This window comes from Pseudomonas sp. Y5-11, from assembly GCF_022368695.1.
Classification (GTDB): domain Bacteria; phylum Pseudomonadota; class Gammaproteobacteria; order Pseudomonadales; family Pseudomonadaceae; genus Aquipseudomonas; species Aquipseudomonas parakoreensis.
On record NZ_CP058974.1, the window covers coordinates 3,687,581 to 3,703,968 of the forward strand.

Annotated in this window: 21 protein-coding genes; 5 read left to right on the forward strand and 16 right to left on the reverse strand. The window is 60.7% G+C overall.

All coding sequences use genetic code 11. From position 1 onward, the window contains the following. Nucleotides 1-65: 65 nt before the first annotated feature. From HXW87_RS16225 to HXW87_RS16265, 9 genes are all read right to left on the reverse strand, one after another. Complete coding sequence (locus tag HXW87_RS16225; protein WP_239776631.1) at nucleotides 66-350, reverse strand: hypothetical protein; 285 nt, start codon at nucleotides 348-350, stop codon at nucleotides 66-68. A gap of 106 nt (nucleotides 351-456) precedes the next feature. After that, nucleotides 457-687 carry a hypothetical protein gene (locus HXW87_RS16230; protein ID WP_007964939.1) on the reverse strand — a complete coding sequence of 77 codons (231 nt, stop codon included), beginning with the start codon at nucleotides 685-687 and terminating at the stop codon, nucleotides 457-459. A gap of 122 nt (nucleotides 688-809) precedes the next feature. Next, nucleotides 810-1,040: a hypothetical protein gene (locus HXW87_RS16235; protein ID WP_041064505.1), complete on the reverse strand. Its 231-nt coding sequence runs from the start codon at nucleotides 1,038-1,040 to the stop codon at nucleotides 810-812. Nucleotides 1,041-1,229: 189 nt separating this feature from the next. Next, nucleotides 1,230-2,258: a DNA topoisomerase IB gene (locus tag HXW87_RS16240; protein ID WP_239776633.1), complete on the reverse strand. Its 1,029-nt coding sequence runs from the start codon at nucleotides 2,256-2,258 to the stop codon at nucleotides 1,230-1,232. A gap of 69 nt (nucleotides 2,259-2,327) precedes the next feature. Beyond that, on the reverse strand, nucleotides 2,328-3,407 hold the full coding sequence (gene modC / locus HXW87_RS16245; RefSeq protein ID WP_121185750.1) for a molybdenum ABC transporter ATP-binding protein: 1,080 nt from the start codon (nucleotides 3,405-3,407) through the stop codon (nucleotides 2,328-2,330). A gap of 3 nt (nucleotides 3,408-3,410) precedes the next feature. Beyond that, on the reverse strand, nucleotides 3,411-4,091 hold the full coding sequence (modB, locus tag HXW87_RS16250; RefSeq protein WP_041064496.1) for a molybdate ABC transporter permease subunit: 681 nt from the start codon (nucleotides 4,089-4,091) through the stop codon (nucleotides 3,411-3,413). Next, nucleotides 4,092-4,859: a molybdate ABC transporter substrate-binding protein gene (gene modA, locus HXW87_RS16255; RefSeq protein WP_047294759.1), complete on the reverse strand. Its 768-nt coding sequence runs from the start codon at nucleotides 4,857-4,859 to the stop codon at nucleotides 4,092-4,094. It abuts the gene before it with no gap. Between the two features lie 166 nt (nucleotides 4,860-5,025). After that, complete coding sequence (locus tag HXW87_RS16260; RefSeq protein WP_182401365.1) at nucleotides 5,026-6,090, reverse strand: nitronate monooxygenase; 1,065 nt, start codon at nucleotides 6,088-6,090, stop codon at nucleotides 5,026-5,028. 114 nt (nucleotides 6,091-6,204) lie between these two features. Continuing rightward, complete coding sequence (locus HXW87_RS16265) at nucleotides 6,205-8,664, reverse strand: autotransporter (RefSeq protein WP_239776635.1); 2,460 nt, start codon at nucleotides 8,662-8,664, stop codon at nucleotides 6,205-6,207. A gap of 189 nt (nucleotides 8,665-8,853) precedes the next feature. On the opposite strand from HXW87_RS16265, the gene HXW87_RS16270 reads away from it, so the two are divergent. After that, nucleotides 8,854-9,837: an MDR family oxidoreductase gene (locus HXW87_RS16270; RefSeq protein ID WP_095669066.1), complete on the forward strand. Its 984-nt coding sequence runs from the start codon at nucleotides 8,854-8,856 to the stop codon at nucleotides 9,835-9,837. Nucleotides 9,838-9,899: 62 nt separating this feature from the next. Next, nucleotides 9,900-10,358 carry a GyrI-like domain-containing protein gene (locus tag HXW87_RS16275; RefSeq protein ID WP_239776636.1) on the forward strand — a complete coding sequence of 153 codons (459 nt, stop codon included), beginning with the start codon at nucleotides 9,900-9,902 and terminating at the stop codon, nucleotides 10,356-10,358. Here the strand turns inward: HXW87_RS16275 and ada are convergent. The 5 genes from ada to HXW87_RS16300 all read right to left on the reverse strand — a co-directional run bounded on the left by ada (nucleotide 10,355) and on the right by HXW87_RS16300 (nucleotide 13,486). Further along, the gene (gene ada / locus HXW87_RS16280) at nucleotides 10,355-11,422 is read right to left on the reverse strand and encodes a bifunctional DNA-binding transcriptional regulator/O6-methylguanine-DNA methyltransferase Ada (protein WP_047294749.1); all 1,068 of its coding nucleotides are present in this window, start codon (nucleotides 11,420-11,422) and stop codon (nucleotides 10,355-10,357) included. The genes HXW87_RS16275 and ada overlap by 4 nt on opposite strands. A gap of 86 nt (nucleotides 11,423-11,508) precedes the next feature. Continuing rightward, a complete protein-coding gene (alkB, locus tag HXW87_RS16285) occupies nucleotides 11,509-12,174 on the reverse strand; it encodes a DNA oxidative demethylase AlkB (RefSeq protein ID WP_182401363.1) in 666 nt (221 codons plus the stop codon). Nucleotides 12,175-12,179: 5 nt separating this feature from the next. Further along, on the reverse strand, nucleotides 12,180-12,890 hold the full coding sequence (locus HXW87_RS16290) for a 2OG-Fe(II) oxygenase (protein ID WP_239776638.1): 711 nt from the start codon (nucleotides 12,888-12,890) through the stop codon (nucleotides 12,180-12,182). Nucleotides 12,891-12,984: 94 nt separating this feature from the next. Beyond that, the gene (locus HXW87_RS16295) at nucleotides 12,985-13,161 is read right to left on the reverse strand and encodes a hypothetical protein (RefSeq protein WP_239776639.1); all 177 of its coding nucleotides are present in this window, start codon (nucleotides 13,159-13,161) and stop codon (nucleotides 12,985-12,987) included. A gap of 22 nt (nucleotides 13,162-13,183) precedes the next feature. Beyond that, complete coding sequence (locus tag HXW87_RS16300; RefSeq protein ID WP_041064472.1) at nucleotides 13,184-13,486, reverse strand: DUF1883 domain-containing protein; 303 nt, start codon at nucleotides 13,484-13,486, stop codon at nucleotides 13,184-13,186. Nucleotides 13,487-13,698: 212 nt separating this feature from the next. Here HXW87_RS16300 and HXW87_RS16305 point away from each other — a divergent pair, with 212 nt between their 5' ends. Then, nucleotides 13,699-14,055, forward strand: coding sequence for a hypothetical protein (locus tag HXW87_RS16305; protein WP_003225393.1), 357 nt, complete (start codon nucleotides 13,699-13,701; stop codon nucleotides 14,053-14,055). 72 nt (nucleotides 14,056-14,127) lie between these two features. Then, nucleotides 14,128-14,358 carry a hypothetical protein gene (locus tag HXW87_RS16310; protein WP_027612691.1) on the forward strand — a complete coding sequence of 77 codons (231 nt, stop codon included), beginning with the start codon at nucleotides 14,128-14,130 and terminating at the stop codon, nucleotides 14,356-14,358. Between the two features lie 3 nt (nucleotides 14,359-14,361). Here the strand turns inward: HXW87_RS16310 and HXW87_RS16315 are convergent, their stop codons facing one another. Together HXW87_RS16315 and HXW87_RS16320 are read right to left on the reverse strand one after the other, a co-directional pair. Beyond that, complete coding sequence (locus HXW87_RS16315) at nucleotides 14,362-14,649, reverse strand: hypothetical protein (protein ID WP_131671764.1); 288 nt, start codon at nucleotides 14,647-14,649, stop codon at nucleotides 14,362-14,364. Nucleotides 14,650-14,800: 151 nt separating this feature from the next. Then, nucleotides 14,801-14,986 (reverse strand): hypothetical protein, encoded by a 186-nt coding sequence (locus HXW87_RS16320; protein ID WP_007964653.1) that lies wholly within the window; start codon nucleotides 14,984-14,986, stop codon nucleotides 14,801-14,803. Between the two features lie 258 nt (nucleotides 14,987-15,244). Here HXW87_RS16320 and galU point away from each other — a divergent pair, with 258 nt between their 5' ends. Beyond that, nucleotides 15,245-16,084 carry a UTP--glucose-1-phosphate uridylyltransferase GalU gene (gene galU / locus HXW87_RS16325; RefSeq protein WP_007912230.1) on the forward strand — a complete coding sequence of 280 codons (840 nt, stop codon included), beginning with the start codon at nucleotides 15,245-15,247 and terminating at the stop codon, nucleotides 16,082-16,084. Nucleotides 16,085-16,388: the final 304 nt, after the last annotated feature.

The following is a 16,388-nucleotide window of genomic DNA, read 5'->3' on the forward strand; positions in this document are numbered from 1 at the left end:
GTTTCGAGCGGTGAACTCGTGGCAATTCGCGCTGAGTGATGGACGAAAACCAAGACATCAAGCGATTACACAAACGCTTGCCCGAAAAAGCCCCGTGGCAGGCGTTGCGGACCCGCCAGAGCGGTCAAGCGTGCGATCCATTCCGAGCGCCAGTTCGATGCACCATGATTAGCCTGTGTGTGGCGCGCTGCGCGCCGAGCAGCATTGCGCTGGGTTTTGCGCGCATTTTTGTAGGCATCGGTATTTCGGCAGCTGCGGCATTTGACGCGATTGAGTTCCTGGCTCGAGGCAAGGTTATTGCCTTTGTGACCACAAGCCAGGTGTCCGTCTACTTTGAAATGGATAACCATGGATCAGTCTCCTGGTGACGTGTACAGGTTATGACCTGCCACGACTGCAGGTGTTCGCCGGATCGGCCAGGCGGTACGCGTTGAGACTGTCGTTATTGCCATCCGGTCATCTGAAACGAGGCAGAGGCCGCTCGACGGGTTGCAACGAAGACAGCGTACTGCGAATCAGCGGCGTGTCTTTTTCGATGTCGTTCAGGCGATCGCGTATGCGCAGGGCGGTCGGATGGCCGCCTTGATGATCGACCCAGTCGGCAATTTCCTTGCAGGCCGCAGCCAGGCGCGCCTGACGGGAGTCGAGCAGGGTGAGGAGGGTGGTGATGGACTCTTTTTCGGACATGGAGCACCTCCGTTCAGACAAACCGTTGAGAGGCAGCAAAAAGCCCGCGGGCTGCGAGCTCTCTGCCGTTGGGGCGCTGGTCCGTCAGCTGCTTTGAGTATAGACCCCGCCTGTCAATTGCATCAGCCGGCCGATTGTCGCGCCGGTCGCGGCGAGCTGGCCGCATTGAGCCTTTGGCATTCGCGCCGGGCATCTTCCTCAAGATCATAGCCGTCACCGATGAAGCCTCCGGTTCGGGTGTCATTGATCCGAAACCAGCTGCTGGATTCGGCAGGTTCATGCTGACTTTCCCCGGCGCGGCGGCCGTGAATGATGATCTTGTTGCAGCGCTTCACGACAAAGATGTCTTCCATGGCGTCACCACAGCAAATAGGTGTCAGATCAACTATAGAAGCCTTGGCCAATCGTGCAAAAAATAGCCAGTCAGTTCGTCGGTTGCAGCCACTCGGTGGCGCGCCAATCCAGGCGATGCGTCGGCTTCAAAGCCTGTAGAAACTCTGGAACCTGGGAAACCGCGATTGATTGCTCGGCTACCAGCGCGATCAAGACGCGTCGATCATTTGCTCGAGAAACATCGCCAGCGCCACTTCCTCAGCGCGCAGGCCTTTGCGCACCCTCGGGCGTGGCAGTTCGGCCAGCGCACCGAGCAGGAAGCGCTCGACCACGGCGGGATGGATGTAGCATTTGCGGCACACCGCCGGGGTGTTGCCCAGCTGTTTGGACACGCTCTTGACCATCTCCACCACGTGCCGTTTCGCCTCGGCTTCCGACTCCCATTGCAGTTCGCGCAATACCGCCAGGGCCAGCGCGCTGCCGGCCCAGGTGCGGTAATCCTTGGCGGTGAAGTCGGCACCGGTGAGGGTTTGCAGGTAGCTGTTGACGTCGTGGGAGCTGACGGTGTGCCGCTCGCCATTTTCATCCAGATACTGAAACAGATTCTGTCCCGGGATTTCCAGGCAGCGCTTGATGATGCGCGCCAGGCGACGATCCTTGACGGTGATCTGGTGTTCAATGCCGCTTTTACCGCGAAACTGGAACAGGATCGCGCTGCCGTTGATCTCGACATGCCGGCTGCGCAGGGTGGTCAGGCCATAGGAGCGGTTGTCCCGCGCGTACTGGGTGTTGCCGACGCGGATCAGTGTGGCGTCGAGCAACGTGATGACCGTGGCCATGACCTTGTCGCGGCTGAAGCCGGGTGCGTCGAGCAGGGTTTCGAGCTGTTTGCGCAACTTCGGCAGCGCCAGGCCGAACTCACGCAAGCGCGAGTACTTGTCGGCGTCGCGCACCTCGCGCCAGCGCGGGTGATAGCGATACTGCTTGCGGCCCCGGGCATCGCGACCAGTGGCCTGCAAATGGCCACGCGGATCGGCGCAGATCCACACGTCGGTGTAGGCCGGCGGCACTGCCAGCGCGTTGATCCGCTTGATCTCATCGGGGTCGTTGATGCGTTGTCCGGCCGGATCGAAGTAGGCGAATTTGCCACGCAGTTTTTTACGGCGGATGCCGGGTTGGGTATCGTCGACGTAATGCAGGTCGGGCGGTAAGACGTCGGCTAGTGCGGTGTCGGGCATGGCGGTGTCCTTGGCGAATCGCTCTGTTACAGCGATTGACCGCAGGCTGTGGCCGTCGTGCCAACCAATTCAGGCCAGCACGGCGACGGCCTTGATCTGCGCCCACAAATGCTGGCCCGGGTGGATGCCGAGCTGATCCCGGGAAAACCGCGTGATCCGTGCCAGCAGCGGTGTGCCGCCGGCATCCAGACGAATCAGCACGTGCGCGGCGTTGTCCGCCGCCAGCTCGCTGACCACGGTCACCGGCAAGCGATTGAGGATGCTGCTGGCTTCGCTGTTGTGCAGGGCCAGACTGATGTCACGGGCGTGCACCTTGCAGCGCAAGGCCTGACCGACCGCCATCGGCGCGTGCGTCACGCGGATGTTCATGGCCGTGGCCGGCAATTGCAGACTCAGCAGCTGGTACTCGGCATCGTAGGCGCTGACCTGGCCTTCGATGATCACCCCGGCGTCATCGCCCAGCGCCATTGGCAGGTCCAGCCGGGCGAGGGTCTCGCCAATCGGGCCGCTGGCCAGGGCCTTGCCGTCGCTGAGCAACACCAGATGATCGGCCAGCCGCGCCACCTCATCCTGTGCGTGGCTGACATAGAGTACCGGGATGTCCAGTTCATCATGCAGGCGTTGCAGGTATGGCAGGATTTCGTTTTTGCGCTGGCTGTCGAGGGCCGCCAACGGCTCATCCATCAGCAGCAGTTTCGGGCTGGTCAACAGCGCGCGGGCGATACCGACACGCTGGCGTTCGCCGCCGGACAGATGCTGCGGATGGCGTTCCAGCAGATGGCCGATGCCCAGTAGCTCGGTGGCTTGTGCCATGTCGACCCGGCGCTGGGCCTTGGCAATGCGTTTGAGGCCAAACTGCAGATTGGCCAGCACCGACAGATGCGGGAACAGACTGGCTTCCTGGAACACGTAACCCAGCGCACGTTTGTGCGGCGGGACAAAAATCCGGCGCTCGCTGTCCTGCCAGACTTCGTCGTTGATCTGTATGAAACCTTGCTCGGCGCGCTCAAGCCCGGCGATACAGCGCAGGCAGGTGGTTTTGCCCGAACCGGAATGACCGTACAGCGCAGTCACGCCACGCCCCGGCAAATGCAGATCAATATCCAGGCTGAAACCCGAATAAGCGATTTTCAGACGTGCATCAATCATCGATCAGCTCCAGCCCGCGCGGGTCTTGCGGCTGGAGTAGAGCGCCAGCAACACCAGAAACGAAAACACCAGCATCGCCCCGGCCAGCCAATGGGCCTGAGCATATTCCATCGCCTCGACATGGTCGTAGATCTGCACCGAGACCACGCGGGTCTTGTCGGGAATGTTGCCGCCGATCATCAGCACCACACCGAATTCACCGACGGTATGCGCGAACCCGAGGATCGCCGCGGTTACGAAACCGGGACGGGCCAAAGGCAGGATCACGCTGAAAAAAGTGTCCCAGGGATTGGCGCGCAAGGTCGCGGCCACTTCCAGTGGGCGGGTGCCGATGGCCGCGAACGCGTTCTGCAACGGTTGCACCACAAACGGCATGGAATAGATCACCGAACCGATCACCAGCCCGGTAAAGCTGAAGGTCAGCGTGCCCAGGCCCAGCCATTGCGTGAAGTGGCCGAGAAAGCCATTGGGCCCCATTGCCAGCAGCAGATAGAAGCCGATCACAGTCGGCGGCAGCACGAGGGGCAGGGCGACGATTGCGCCGATGGGGCCGCGCAGCCAGGAACGACTGCGCGCCAGCCACAGGGCAATCGGAGTGCCGACGACCAGCAGGATCGCGGTGGTCAGGGACGCCAGTTTCAGGGTCAGCCAGATCGCCGCGAAGTCGGCACTCGAGAGCGACATTTAGAGCTGGTAACCGTAAGACTTGATCACCGCAGCGGCTTTCGGGCCTTTGAGGTAGTCAACCAGCGCTTTGGCGGCGGCGCTGTCTTTGCCTTTGTTGAGGATTACCGCGTCCTGTTTGATCGGGTCGTGCATGTTCGCTGGAACGACCCACGCCGAACCGCTGGTGACCTTGCCGTCCTTGTAGATTTGCGACAGTGCTACGAAGCCCAGTTCCGCATTACCGGTGGACACGAACTGGTAAGCCTGGGTGATGTTCTGGCCTTCGACGATTTTGGCTTTGGTCGCTTCCGTCAGCTTGAGTTTTTCCAGCACCTGAGTGGCGGCCAGCCCGTACGGTGCGGCTTTCGGATTGGCGATGGACAGATGCTGGTATTCATTTTTCTTCAGCACTTCGCCTTTGCCATCAACGTAACCTTCTTTCGCCGACCACAGCGCCAGAGTGCCGATGGCGTAGGTGAAGCGCGAGCCCTTGACGGTATCGCCTTCTTTTTCCAGTTTTTCCGGAGTGGTGTCGTCCGCCGAGAGGAACACTTCGAACGGCGCGCCGTTCTTGATCTGGGTGTAGAACTGGCCGGTGGCCCCGTAGGCGGCGACCAGTTTGTGCCCGGTGTCTTTTTCGAAGTCGGCAGCAATGGCCTGGATCGGCGCGGTGAAGTTGGCGGCAACCGCCACCTGCACTTCATCGGCGTGAGCGGCGCCCAAGGCAAAAACCGACAGCAAAGAAGCCAGGCAAGCGGGGGCAAAACGTGAGGCACGAATGGTCATAACAGCTCCGTTATTGGCGAATGCAGAGGGCAGTTATTGTTGGAGGTGGACTGCACCGATGCGAAGGGTGAAACGCTATATAGCGAAATATATAGCGAAATGCCGCTAAACAGGAAGTGCTGTTGTATACAGGATGAGGCTGTGTCGCGCCTCATCCTGGATCGGATCAGTGTCGGACCAGTTTTGTCAGTGCGCCTTGCGCCAGTTCCCGGGTCAGTTCGGCGCTGCTCAGCTCCTTGCCCAACGGAAAAGCCTGCCCGGCCCAGAGGTTGCTGAACTGCGCTTCGCTTTTTGCCCGCAAGGGCATCAGCGCTCCGCCGGCCAGCGGGAAGGCCGGGGCTTTCGCTGACATCGGGCCGATTTCGCGCATCACTCGATTGAGAATGCCGCGAGCCGGGCGGCCGGTGAACAGGTTGGTAATCGCGGTTTCGCTTTCCTTGGCGGTGCGCAGCGCCTGATGATGGGAAGCGCTGACTTTCGCTTCCGGGGTAAACAGATACGCGGTGCCGACCTGCGCTGCCGATGCACCGAGTATCAATGCCGCGGCCACCCCGCGCGCATCGGCAATGGCGCCGGCAGCGATCACCGGTACTTTCACCGCATCGACAATCTGCGGCACCAGGGCAAAGGTACCGACCTGACTGCTCAGGTCATCGCTGAGAAACATCCCGCGATGACCACCTGCCTCGTAGCCCATGGCGATGATCGCGTCGCAACCGTTTTGTTCAAGCCACACTGCTTCATCGACAGTCGTGGCAGACGAGAGGATTTTCGCACCCGTGGCCTTGACCCGATCCAGCAGGGATTTCTCCGGCAGGCCAAAGTGAAAACTCACGACTTCAGGACGAAACTCTTCCAGCACGGCGCACGCTGCCGCATCGAAGGGGGCCCGGTTGGACACCGGCGTCGGTGCATCGAAATCGACACCCAGTTCGCGGTAGTACGGCTCCAGCAGGTTTTTCCAGTCCCGCGCGCGCTGTTCATCGGCAGCCGGTGGCTGATGGCAGAAGAAATTGACGTTGAACGGCTTGCGAGTGTGCTCGCGAATGGTCTGCAGTTCTTCGCGCAGTTGCTCGATACTCAGCATTGCGGCGGGCATCGAACCCAGGCCACCGGCGTTGCACACGGCGATCACCATGGCCGAATTCGTGGCACCGGCCATGGGGCCCTGGATGATCGGCAGCTCGATGCCGAGCAGGTCAAGAATGCGAGTGTCAGGCCATTGGCTCATGGAAGCGGTTCTCCGAACGATGAAACGGGGCAGGGACGGCAGAGCCGGTTTTTTAACAGCAAAAGCGGACTCAGGGCCAGCGCGAATTTTCCGCGCACGGACAGCCATGCGCCGTCAGCGTCGATGAAAACCGCCGCCACCGCCACCAAATGAACGGTTCATGACTTGCGAGGAGTTGTGAAAGTTGTTGGTGCGCTGGTTGCCGAAGTTACGCGCTGCAGATTCACGATTGAGGTTTTGCAGTTGAGCAGTGTTGTTGACCGGTGCCGTGCGGGTCGGGCTGCCCTTGACCATTGATTGCCAACCGTTGTCGGTTTTCTTGTAGATGTTACCGTCGTGCCCGGCATAGACGTTGTCGCCGACCCTTGCAGCGCCGCCGTTGCGTCCCTTGACGCCAGCATATTGCGTGGTCTTGTCGGTGTTGGGGTTGTAGACCGCGCCACGGTTGGCGGTGACTTGCGTGCCGTTGCGTGCGTTGCCCGCCGTCACTCGGCCGCCGGCAATGGCGCCACCGTTCGGCCCGACCACCTCACCGCTGCGTCCGGCCGCGTAGTTGCCGTTGTAGGCATTGTGTACGGCACCGCGCTGGCCCGCCGCGGCAATCCCGGTGCGCGAGTTATAGGACGAGCCGACCTGACCGGCCCAGCGATTGCCGGTCCAGGCGTTGTAGCCGGCGCCGTAACGGCTGACGGTCGCGCGGTCGCCCCACTGACGATAAATGTTGCCGGTGGTGCCGGCCCAGCCACCGGGCCCCCAGGCCACGGCACCGCCGCGATAGCCGTAAGCGGCGCCGCCCCAGGCCAGCGGCGCAGGATACAAGCGCGGCCCCCAGGCATAACCCCAGCCGTAATTGCCCCACCACGGATAAGCACCCCAGCCCCAACCCATTGCCACGGTGTTGCCGCCCCAGCTCCAGCCGAAGCCGAAACCGAAGGTCCAGCCGGTCCAGGGTGTATAGCGAATCGCGACACCGAAACCGTAGGTCACGGGCGGCCCATACCAGACACTGCCAACCCACGGCGTGTACGGATATCCGGTGCCGTAAACCACCACACCCGTGGCCGGATCCAGGTTCGACCCTTGATACCCCGGGGTGTAGCCAACCACCACCGTGTCGCCGCTGGACTCATAGACTTTGACGTAAGTGAGGTAATGCATCGGTGAACTCGGCGGGATGGAATAGATCACCGACGGTACCGAACTGGCGACGACCCACGGTCCGCTGACTGTCGTTGCGGTGAACCAGATGCCGTTCTCCACGGCATACCAGCTGTTGTCGTCGACACGAATGATCGGCGTCGCGCTGTTGACCACATATTGCAGCGACGTGGTGTTGATCGGTTTGAGTTGCGGCTCGCCGTCGAACTGCGGCGCGGTCATTTTCACTGCACTTTTCTTGATCGCCGAGGTTTGCGGGATGGTGGCGGCAATCGCGGCTTCCTTGGCCTGCGGCGTACCGGCGACGGAGGCCTTGACGTTCTCTTTCGGGCTGTCGTCGGGGATGTTGGCGAAGTCGGTAGGCAATTTGTCCGCCGGGGTAAACGTCCACGGCCCGTTCATGTCGGCGGCCCGGAACCAGCGTCCGGAAATCAGCACGTAGCTGTTCTGGTCGCCGATTTCCTTGAAGATGTGTCCGGTGGTGTTGCTCACGTAGAGCAGGCTGGTGCCCTGGATCGGCGACCACTGCGCAGCCCCGTCGGTAACGATCAGCTCGGTGGGGGTGGTGGCGATGAAAATTTTCGGCTGCGGCGGCTTGGCCAGATTTGGCACCTTGTCTTTCGGATCACTCTGCCCGGTCAGTAGATCGACCTGGCGGCTCTGGATCGCCGCCTGTTTGGCCTTCTCCAGATCGGCTGGCGGCGAGGTCAGACGAGTGTATTCGCCGCTGAGGCTGTCAGCGACCATCCAGCCATCGAACACATGCAAGTAGTGTCTGCCCTCGGCGTCCTTGAGCAATAACGGGCGGGTGTTGATCACCCGCTGCAACCCGGTGCCCTCGACCGCGCGATACGCCGCGTCGCCATCAATATAGACAAGCAGGGCGGGGACGTCGGAACTGATGATCGCCGGCGGGGTATTTTCCAGCGGTGCGCTGTCGGCTTTCTGCTCTGCCGACAACACACCGACGGCGGCCTCGAGTTGATCGAGGGAAATGGTCTTCTTGCGGCTCTGGGCATCCTTTTGCAGTGCCGCGAGCCAGACATCCGCCTGACTGGCATCGGCGGGGAAGTCGGCCTTGATGATCTTGTATTGATCCAGTGCGACCCAGCGCGTGGCCTTGTCGACCAGCGTGTGCGCACTGAACTGGACAATGCCGTAAGTGGGTTTGCCGTCGGCGCCGGTGGCTTCGACCGCCGCCCGGGCATTGAGTGTGTAGCCATCCCAGCTGTCGAGTTGCGGCTGGTACACGGTCAGCCTGGCCTTGCCGCTGGTGATCACTTGCGGCCACGTCGGCGCGCTGGGGGCGGCGTCGGCAGCGGCGGGTTTGCTGGCAGTGGCCGGGGCGGCCCACGGGTTGCCGGCGGTCAGCAGGCACAGCATCAGGATTGCAAGCCATGAGCGCGGGTAAGGCATTGTCAGCTCCATCGACAGGGGCCGCTTTCAGCAGGAGGGCAACGAAAGCACGACCGTCGAAAAAGCATAGTCGCCCGCTATGGAATCACTGGGCGGATTTGCGAATTGGCGCAAAGTCGGGTGGGGCAATGTGTTGCTTTGTGTTATTTCAAGGCGCGAGGATTTGAATCCACTGAGTGAGAGGCAGCCATGTTCAACGGCATTTTGATCGACAAAGACGACAGCGGTTACCGCGCCAGCCTGCAGCAGATCGATGAAGCGCAGTTGCCCGAAGGCGACGTAACGGTGCGGGTGGCGTACAGCACGCTGAACTTCAAGGATGGTCTGGCGATTACCGGCAGCAGCCCGGTGGTACGCCAGTTTCCGATGGTGCCTGGGATCGACCTGGCGGGCACGGTCGAGGTCAGCTCGCATCCTGACTACAAGGTTGGTGATCAGGTGCTGCTCAATGGCTGGGGCGTGGGCGAAAGTCACTGGGGTGGCCTGGCACAGAAGGCGCGGCTCCGTGGCGACTGGCTGATTCCCTTGCCCGAGGCCTTCAGCGCCGCGCAAGCGATGGCCATCGGTACCGCCGGCTACACGGCGATGCTGTGCATTCTGGCGCTGGAGCGCAACGGCGTGACGCCGGATCAGGGCGAAGTGCTGGTGACCGGCGCCAACGGAGGGGTGGGCAGTTTCGCCATCGCCTTGCTCAGCAAACTCGGGTATCGCGTGGTGGCATCCACCGGCCGGGTGTCCGAGCACGAGTACCTGAAGCAACTGGGCGCCAGCGAGATCATCGACCGCGCAACCTTGTCGGAACCGGGCAAACCGCTGGCCAGGGAACGCTGGGCCGGCGTGATCGACTCGGTCGGCAGCCACACCTTGGCCAACGCCTGTGCCAGCACCCGCGCCGAAGGCACGGTGGCGGCCTGCGGTCTGGCCCAGGGTATGGATTTTCCTGCGTCGGTGGCGCCGTTCATTCTGCGCGGCGTGACCCTGGCGGGCATCAACAGCGTGACCCAACCCAAGGCCCGTCGGATCGAGGCCTGGAAACGTCTGGCCAAGGATCTGGACTTCGCCTTGTTGCCTTTGATCAGCCACGAAATCGCCCTGAGCGAAGCCATCGACGCGGCACCCAAATTGCTCGCCGGACAGCTGCGCGGCAGGGTTGTGGTCGACGTCAATCGCTGACAGAGTAAGCGCCATTGCGGCCCTGTGTGGCCGCACTTCTATGACAGGGAGCGGCATTTTCGATGGATTTGAAACGACAGCAAATCGACGCCTTCACCGTGGCCGGCCTGCGTGTGCGCACGACCAACGCCGCAGAGCACCAGCCCCAGAGCGCAAAGATCGGCCCGATGTGGGGCCGGTTTTTCAGTGAAGAACAGGCCGAGAGTATTCCCGGCAAGATCCCGGGCTCTGCAATTTATGGTGTGTATTCGGCCTATGAATCCGATGCCTCGGGTGCATTCGATGTCACCGCGGGGGTCGCGGTCAATGCACAACCCAAAGGCTATGAGACCGTACAGATCGAAACCGGCGAATATCTGGTGTTCGAGGCGCAGGGGCCGTTGCCTGACGCGGTCATTGCGACTTGGGGACGGATCTGGACCTTCTTTGGGGAGAACCCTCAGATTCAGCGTCGCTATGCCACCGACTACGAGGCCTATACCGGCCCCGAGTCCGTGGCGGTCTGCATCGGGATTCGCTAAGGCTGGGTTTCGCGATCCAGCAACTGGCGCTTGCGCTCCACACCCCAACGATACCCCGAGAGATTGCCATCGCTGCGCACTACGCGGTGGCAAGGAATTGCCACGGCCAGACGGTTGGCGCCGCAGGCTTGCGCCACCGCGCGCATGGAAGTCGGCGCGCCAATGCGTTGGGCGATTTCGGCGTAACTGGCGGTGCGACCCACCGGGATTTCCCGCAACGCCTGCCAGACGCGCTCCTGAAACGCGGTGCCGCGCACATCCAGTGGCAAGTCGAGGCCCAGTGCCGGGGCTTCGATGAAGCCCACCACTTTGGCAATCAACTGTTCGAACCCGGCGTCGGCGCCAATCAGGTTGGCCTGACGGAACTGATCCTGCAGATCACACACCAGTTGGTGCGGATCGTCGCCCAACAGGATCGCGCACACCCCGCGTTCGCTTTGCGCCACCAGAATCGCCCCGAGCGAACATTGGCCAACGGCAAAGCGTATGTCGTTATTGCGCCCGGCAGCGCGATAGTCACCGGGCTTCATGCCCAGCAGCTTGTCGGCCGATTCGTAAAAGCGGCTGTTGGAATTGAAGCCGGCGTCGTACAGCGCATCGGTCACCGAACCGCCATTCGCGAGCCGTTCCCGCACCCGGCGCGAGCGATGCGCCGCCGCGTAACCCTTTGGCGTCAGACCGGTAGCGGCCTTGAATACGCGATGAAAATGGAAGGGGCTGAGGCCGGCGGTCGCGGCGAGCTGGTTAAGCGCCGGCGCAGTTTCGCAGGTTTCGATCTGCCGGCAAGCCAGCGCCACCGTCGCGGCATGTTGGGCGGCGACGTCGGTCTGATCCTTGCGAGTGCGTTTGCTCGGACGATAACCCGCCGCCTCGGCTGCTTCGGCACTGTCGAAAAACTCGACGTTGTGCGGCTTGGGCAATCGCGAAAGGCTGCTCGGGCGGCAATAGATGCCGGTGGTTTTCACCGCGTAGACAAACTGCCCGTCGGCTCGCGGATCCCGCGCGATCACGGCGGCCCAGCGTGGATCGGTTTCAACATTGATGATCGGCGAAAGCTTTTTCATGACGAGTAGTCCGTTGACCTGTTTGATTCAGGTTAACCAGCAGCAATGTGCGTAGCACTCCGGGCCTTGCGGTCAAACTTTTCAGATCACCCGGCGACCCGGAAGGTCAGATTGATCCGCCGCTCGCCCAGACGCGGATGCTGGCCGGGCTTGATCGGCAGCACACCGTGAAAACGCAGGCGATCGACCCCGCCCCAGACCACCATGTCGCCGTGCAGCAGAGGAATGCGCTGGCTCTTGTCGCTGCGGACAAAACCACCGAACAGGAACATTGCCGGCAACCCCAAGGACAACGAAACGATCGGCGCCGCGTAGGCATGTTCGTCCTTGTCCTGGTGCAAAGACATCTTGGCGCCGGGGACGTATTGGTTGATCAGGCACGAATCGGCGTGAAATCCGGTAAATCCTGCGCGCAGTGCCGCTCTCTGTGCCAGTTCGAACAACACTTGGGGCATTGCCGGCCACGGTCTGCCGCTCAGCGGATCCATGGTGCTGTAGCGATAACCGCTGCGATCGGTGATCCAGCCCAGCGCTCCGCAGCTGCTGGTGCCCACCGACATGCTGAAACCGCCCGGGGTCATCATGTGACGCAATGGCGCTGCGGTGAGAACGCCGTCCAGCGCTGGCAACAGTTGATCGATCATCGGCAGGGCGAAACCGCGCAAAACCCACGATTGTTCACCGATTTGCTCGGCGCGGGGTTGTTGCTCGGGTTCGTGGTCGGCGAACAGGTCGAAGTGGCTCGGTTGCATGCTGCTCATACTGCGTCGTGGAAGATGATGCCCAGAGTATGCCGGTTTCCGCTGTGCAGGCGACTGACGCCATGACGCATGGTCACTCGATAATCGCCACGTGTGCCGCTGACCGGGCGCTGGTTGACCGCGAATATAACCGCGTCACCCTTTTGCAGATCCACGACGTGTGGTCGGGACTGCAGGCGTGGACGCTGCTCGGTCAGGACGAACTCTCCACCGGTAAAATCCTCTCCGGGCTCCGACAGAAGAATCGCCACTTGCAGTGGGAAAACCAGTTCTCCGTACAGATCCTGATGCAGGCAGTTGTAGTCCTGCGGGCCGTATTGCAACAGCAAGGGTGTGGGCCGCAGTTGGCCGGCATCGTGACAGCGCTGCACAAACCCGGCATGGGTTGCGGGAAAGCGTACAGGCACATTCATGCGTTCGTACCAGCGGTTGGCCAGCGGCACCAGGCGCGAGTAAAGCGCAGTGCGCAGACGTTCGATGGTTGTCGGCAGGGGATAGCTGAAGTACTTGTATTCCCCGCGACCGAAACCGTGGCGAACCATGATGACCTGGGAACGAAACGGTTCGGTCTGCGAATACAGGGCGCTCAAGCGCTCACAGGTTTGCGCCGACAGCAGTGAGCGGACGATGGCATAGCCATATTGATCCAGATGCTGTTCGAGGCTCGCCCAATCGAGCGCATCCAGCCGAGACGGGGACATTGACATTCTGACTCCTGAACCCTTTGGTCGAGGCTGTCAGTCTGGGCAAATCCCGGCGGCAGAACACTCTGCCGCTTGCGGTCGAATCCGGGGTGTTGCGTTACAGGGCTTTGCTGACGGCGATATCGCTGATCACATCTTCGGTCTGGCCGTGGATGGCATCCAGTGCAGCCCTGGCTTCTTCCACGGTGCCGTCTTGCAGTTGCGCGAACTCGAAGCGGCGCTCGCCGTTGAGCTTGTATTTGATGACGTATTTGGTCGTTTGGGCCACGGTCATGCTTACCTTGCGTTGGGGCGACTCAGCTCAGTTTGGAGCTGGAGCGGCGGATGATCTTGATCGAGTGGGTCAGGGTCGGTTTGCGCGTGACGCTGATGGCGCGCCGGCTGACGGTGTCGATGGTGATGTTCCAGAAACCGGTGCTCGGCGCGGTGATGCGCGCCGGAAACGTGTCGAAAGCGCCGCCGTGGTAGGTGTGGCGGCCGCCGTTCTTGAACGCGCGGAAGTTGGCGTCGTTCATCAAGCGGATGTTGCAGGTTTGCGAGCATTGGATGACGACAATGTCGTCTTCGTTGAGGTGCTCGCGCTGGTGAATGAATTTCATGGGCGCCTCCAGAAGGGCTTTTTCTACTAAATCAAAACGATAGCATGTGCGATTGGCGCAGTTTATCAGCCCGAACGGGTTATTATCCCGCCGTCGAGCGCTGCTTTGACAATTAAAAACGGTTATTCGCGATTCGCTGCGGGTTTAATGGAGTAAGCCTCGGAGAAAAATGGCATTACTGCTGTCCGAGGGTCTTTATGGGAGGTATTTGTATGAAGTGGGGTGTGGTGTGTCTGCCGTTGATGTTGGTCATGGGTGGTTGCGCGAGTGTTTCCGAAATCAATGAAACCTTGCCCACCATGAGCGTGATTTCCGGCAAGAAACCCCATGAGTATGCGCAGTGCCTGGCGGACAAGCTGGCTAACAGTCGCGGCGCACTGCAGATGCAGCCGCACAAGGATGGCGTGCGGGTGATTGTTCCCGGGAAATTTTCCACTGGCGCGGCAGCGGTGTTTGATATCGACGACCGTTCCGGCGGCAGCAGCATCAAGTTGCATGAACGCATGTCCAATGTGCCGATTCGTCCTCGTGACGTGCAAAACGCCGCCAATGCCTGCATTTCCGGCTGATAGAATAGCGGCCATCAGCACCAGTGCCGCCACAGTCATGCTGTGGCGGCATTTTCATTTCTGGAGTCGCGCATGAAGCGAGAGCAAGTACGGGAACGGCATGCAGAGGGCCTTATCTCTGCCACGCATGTGATTCAGAATCCGGCGAACTCGGGTGAGTGGATCGTGTTTTTCAAGAAGAGCGCCGGTCGCAGCTATTTTCTGGTCGACGATAACGACGAAGTCGAATCCTTCGCCCGGCTCGACGATCTGATTGAGATCGTGCGCGGGCTCGGGATCAAGTTCGCCGAGATCCACATGTAGGGTCTATTTGCAGACCACCACCACGCTGCGGTTTTTATAGTTGCCGACATCGACCCCCAGGGTCTTGTCGCTCTCCTTGGGTGCCGGTGTGCCGTCCGTACCGACAATGCGATAACCGGTGCCCGCGCAGGAAGCATCGGCTTTTTCGTAGCAGGTTGCCCAGGAGTTGGCTTCCCCGGAGCAGTCGATACTCAAACCCTGTTCGCCGTTGTTCAGGTAGGTGGTTTGCGAGGTGGCACAGCCACCCAGGGCCAATACCGCGATCAGCGGCAGCATTTTGTTCATGTTCATAAGTGTGTCGTCTTCAGCGAGGGAGGGCTAAACGCTCTGACAGCGCCGGAGTGAAAAGGTTATAGCGATTGGCCACTTGTTTTCATCGGGTTTGCGAGCGGCCACAAAAAAGCCCTGCGCAAGGGCAGGGCTCGGCGCGTGCCGCAACCGGTCAGTCCTGATCTTTGCCACGGCGTTTGGACGACGCAGGGGTGTCAGTGAACACCGACGCCACATCAGTCGCCAGCTGCTCGCTGTCGAAAGGCCCGGCGATGTGTTCGCCATTGGTCGTGGTCAGGTTCCACTTGCCGTCTTTCTTGTCGATCACATACCCGTTGATGATTTTTACCGCGGCCATCTATCTGTCTCGTTCGCTGGTTCAAAGGCGCCATGATACCGACAAATCCTCACATTGGGGGATGATGAGCGTAGAGTGATGCAGCGCATTTGCGTGTTTGAGCTACTCTGTTTTCGCGGGTCGAAGTTGCCAACGGAACTATCGGCGAGAATATTTCTCTATGTTGGCATCGGTTAGCCAGTGCGGGGCATTGTAAGGTGCACGCCGCCTGATTAGACTGCGCCGAAACTCGTACACACAGCCCTTTCAAGGACTTATATGATCAAGAAATGCTTGTTCCCAGCAGCCGGTTACGGTACTCGCTTCCTGCCAGCGACTAAAGCCATGCCCAAAGAAATGCTGCCGGTGGTAAACAAGCCACTGATCCAGTACGGCGTTGAAGAAGCTCTGGACGCTGGCCTGACTGAAATCTCGATCGTGACCGGTCGTGGCAAGCGCGCTCTGGAAGACCACTTCGACATCAGCTATGAGCTGGAAAACCAGATCAAGGGCACCGACAAGGAAAAATACCTGGTCGGCATCCGCAAGCTGCTCGATGAGTGCTCGTTCTCCTATACCCGTCAGACCGAAATGAAAGGTCTGGGCCACGCGATCCTCACCGGTCGCCCGCTGATCGGTGACGAACCCTTCGCTGTGGTACTGGCGGACGACCTGTGCGTCAACCTCGAAGGCGACGGCGTACTGACCCAGATGGTCAAGCTGTACAAGCAGTTCCGCTGTTCGATCATCGCCATTCAGGAAGTCGACCCGCAGGAAACCAGCAAGTACGGCGTGATCGCCGGCGAGATGATCCGCGACGACATCTACCGCGTACACAGCATGGTCGAGAAGCCAAAGCCGGAAGACGCACCGTCGAACCTGGCGATCATTGGTCGTTACATCCTGACGCCGGACATCTTCGACCTGATCGAGCAGACCGAGCCAGGCAAGGGCGGTGAAATCCAGATCACCGACGCCCTGATGAAGCAAGCCCAGAATGGCTGCGTCATGGCCTACAAGTTCAAGGGCAAGCGTTTTGACTGCGGTGGCGCTGAAGGCTACATCGAAGCGACCAACTTCTGCTTCGAGAACTTCTACAAGACCGGCAAGGCTTACTGATCGCGCCGGATCTGCAACGCGAAGGGTGTGAAAGCACCCAGGCGAATGCACCCACAAACGCCCCGACTTGTTCGGGGCGTTTGTTTTTGTGCTGGAAAAAACCTTGGGCCTGGCGGCGCGATTGGCTGACGCCTTCTGAGCGTGCTGGCTGCTTTTTAACGGGGGAGGGTGCGGGCATGCTTGCTCGCTGCCCCGATTCCCTTCAGGCGGCACTGCAGGGCCCCGGGCAAACGGGCAACCGGTCCGCCCAGAACGAAAAAAGCTCCGTATCTTGCGATACGGAGCTTTTTCTTTATGCGTTACT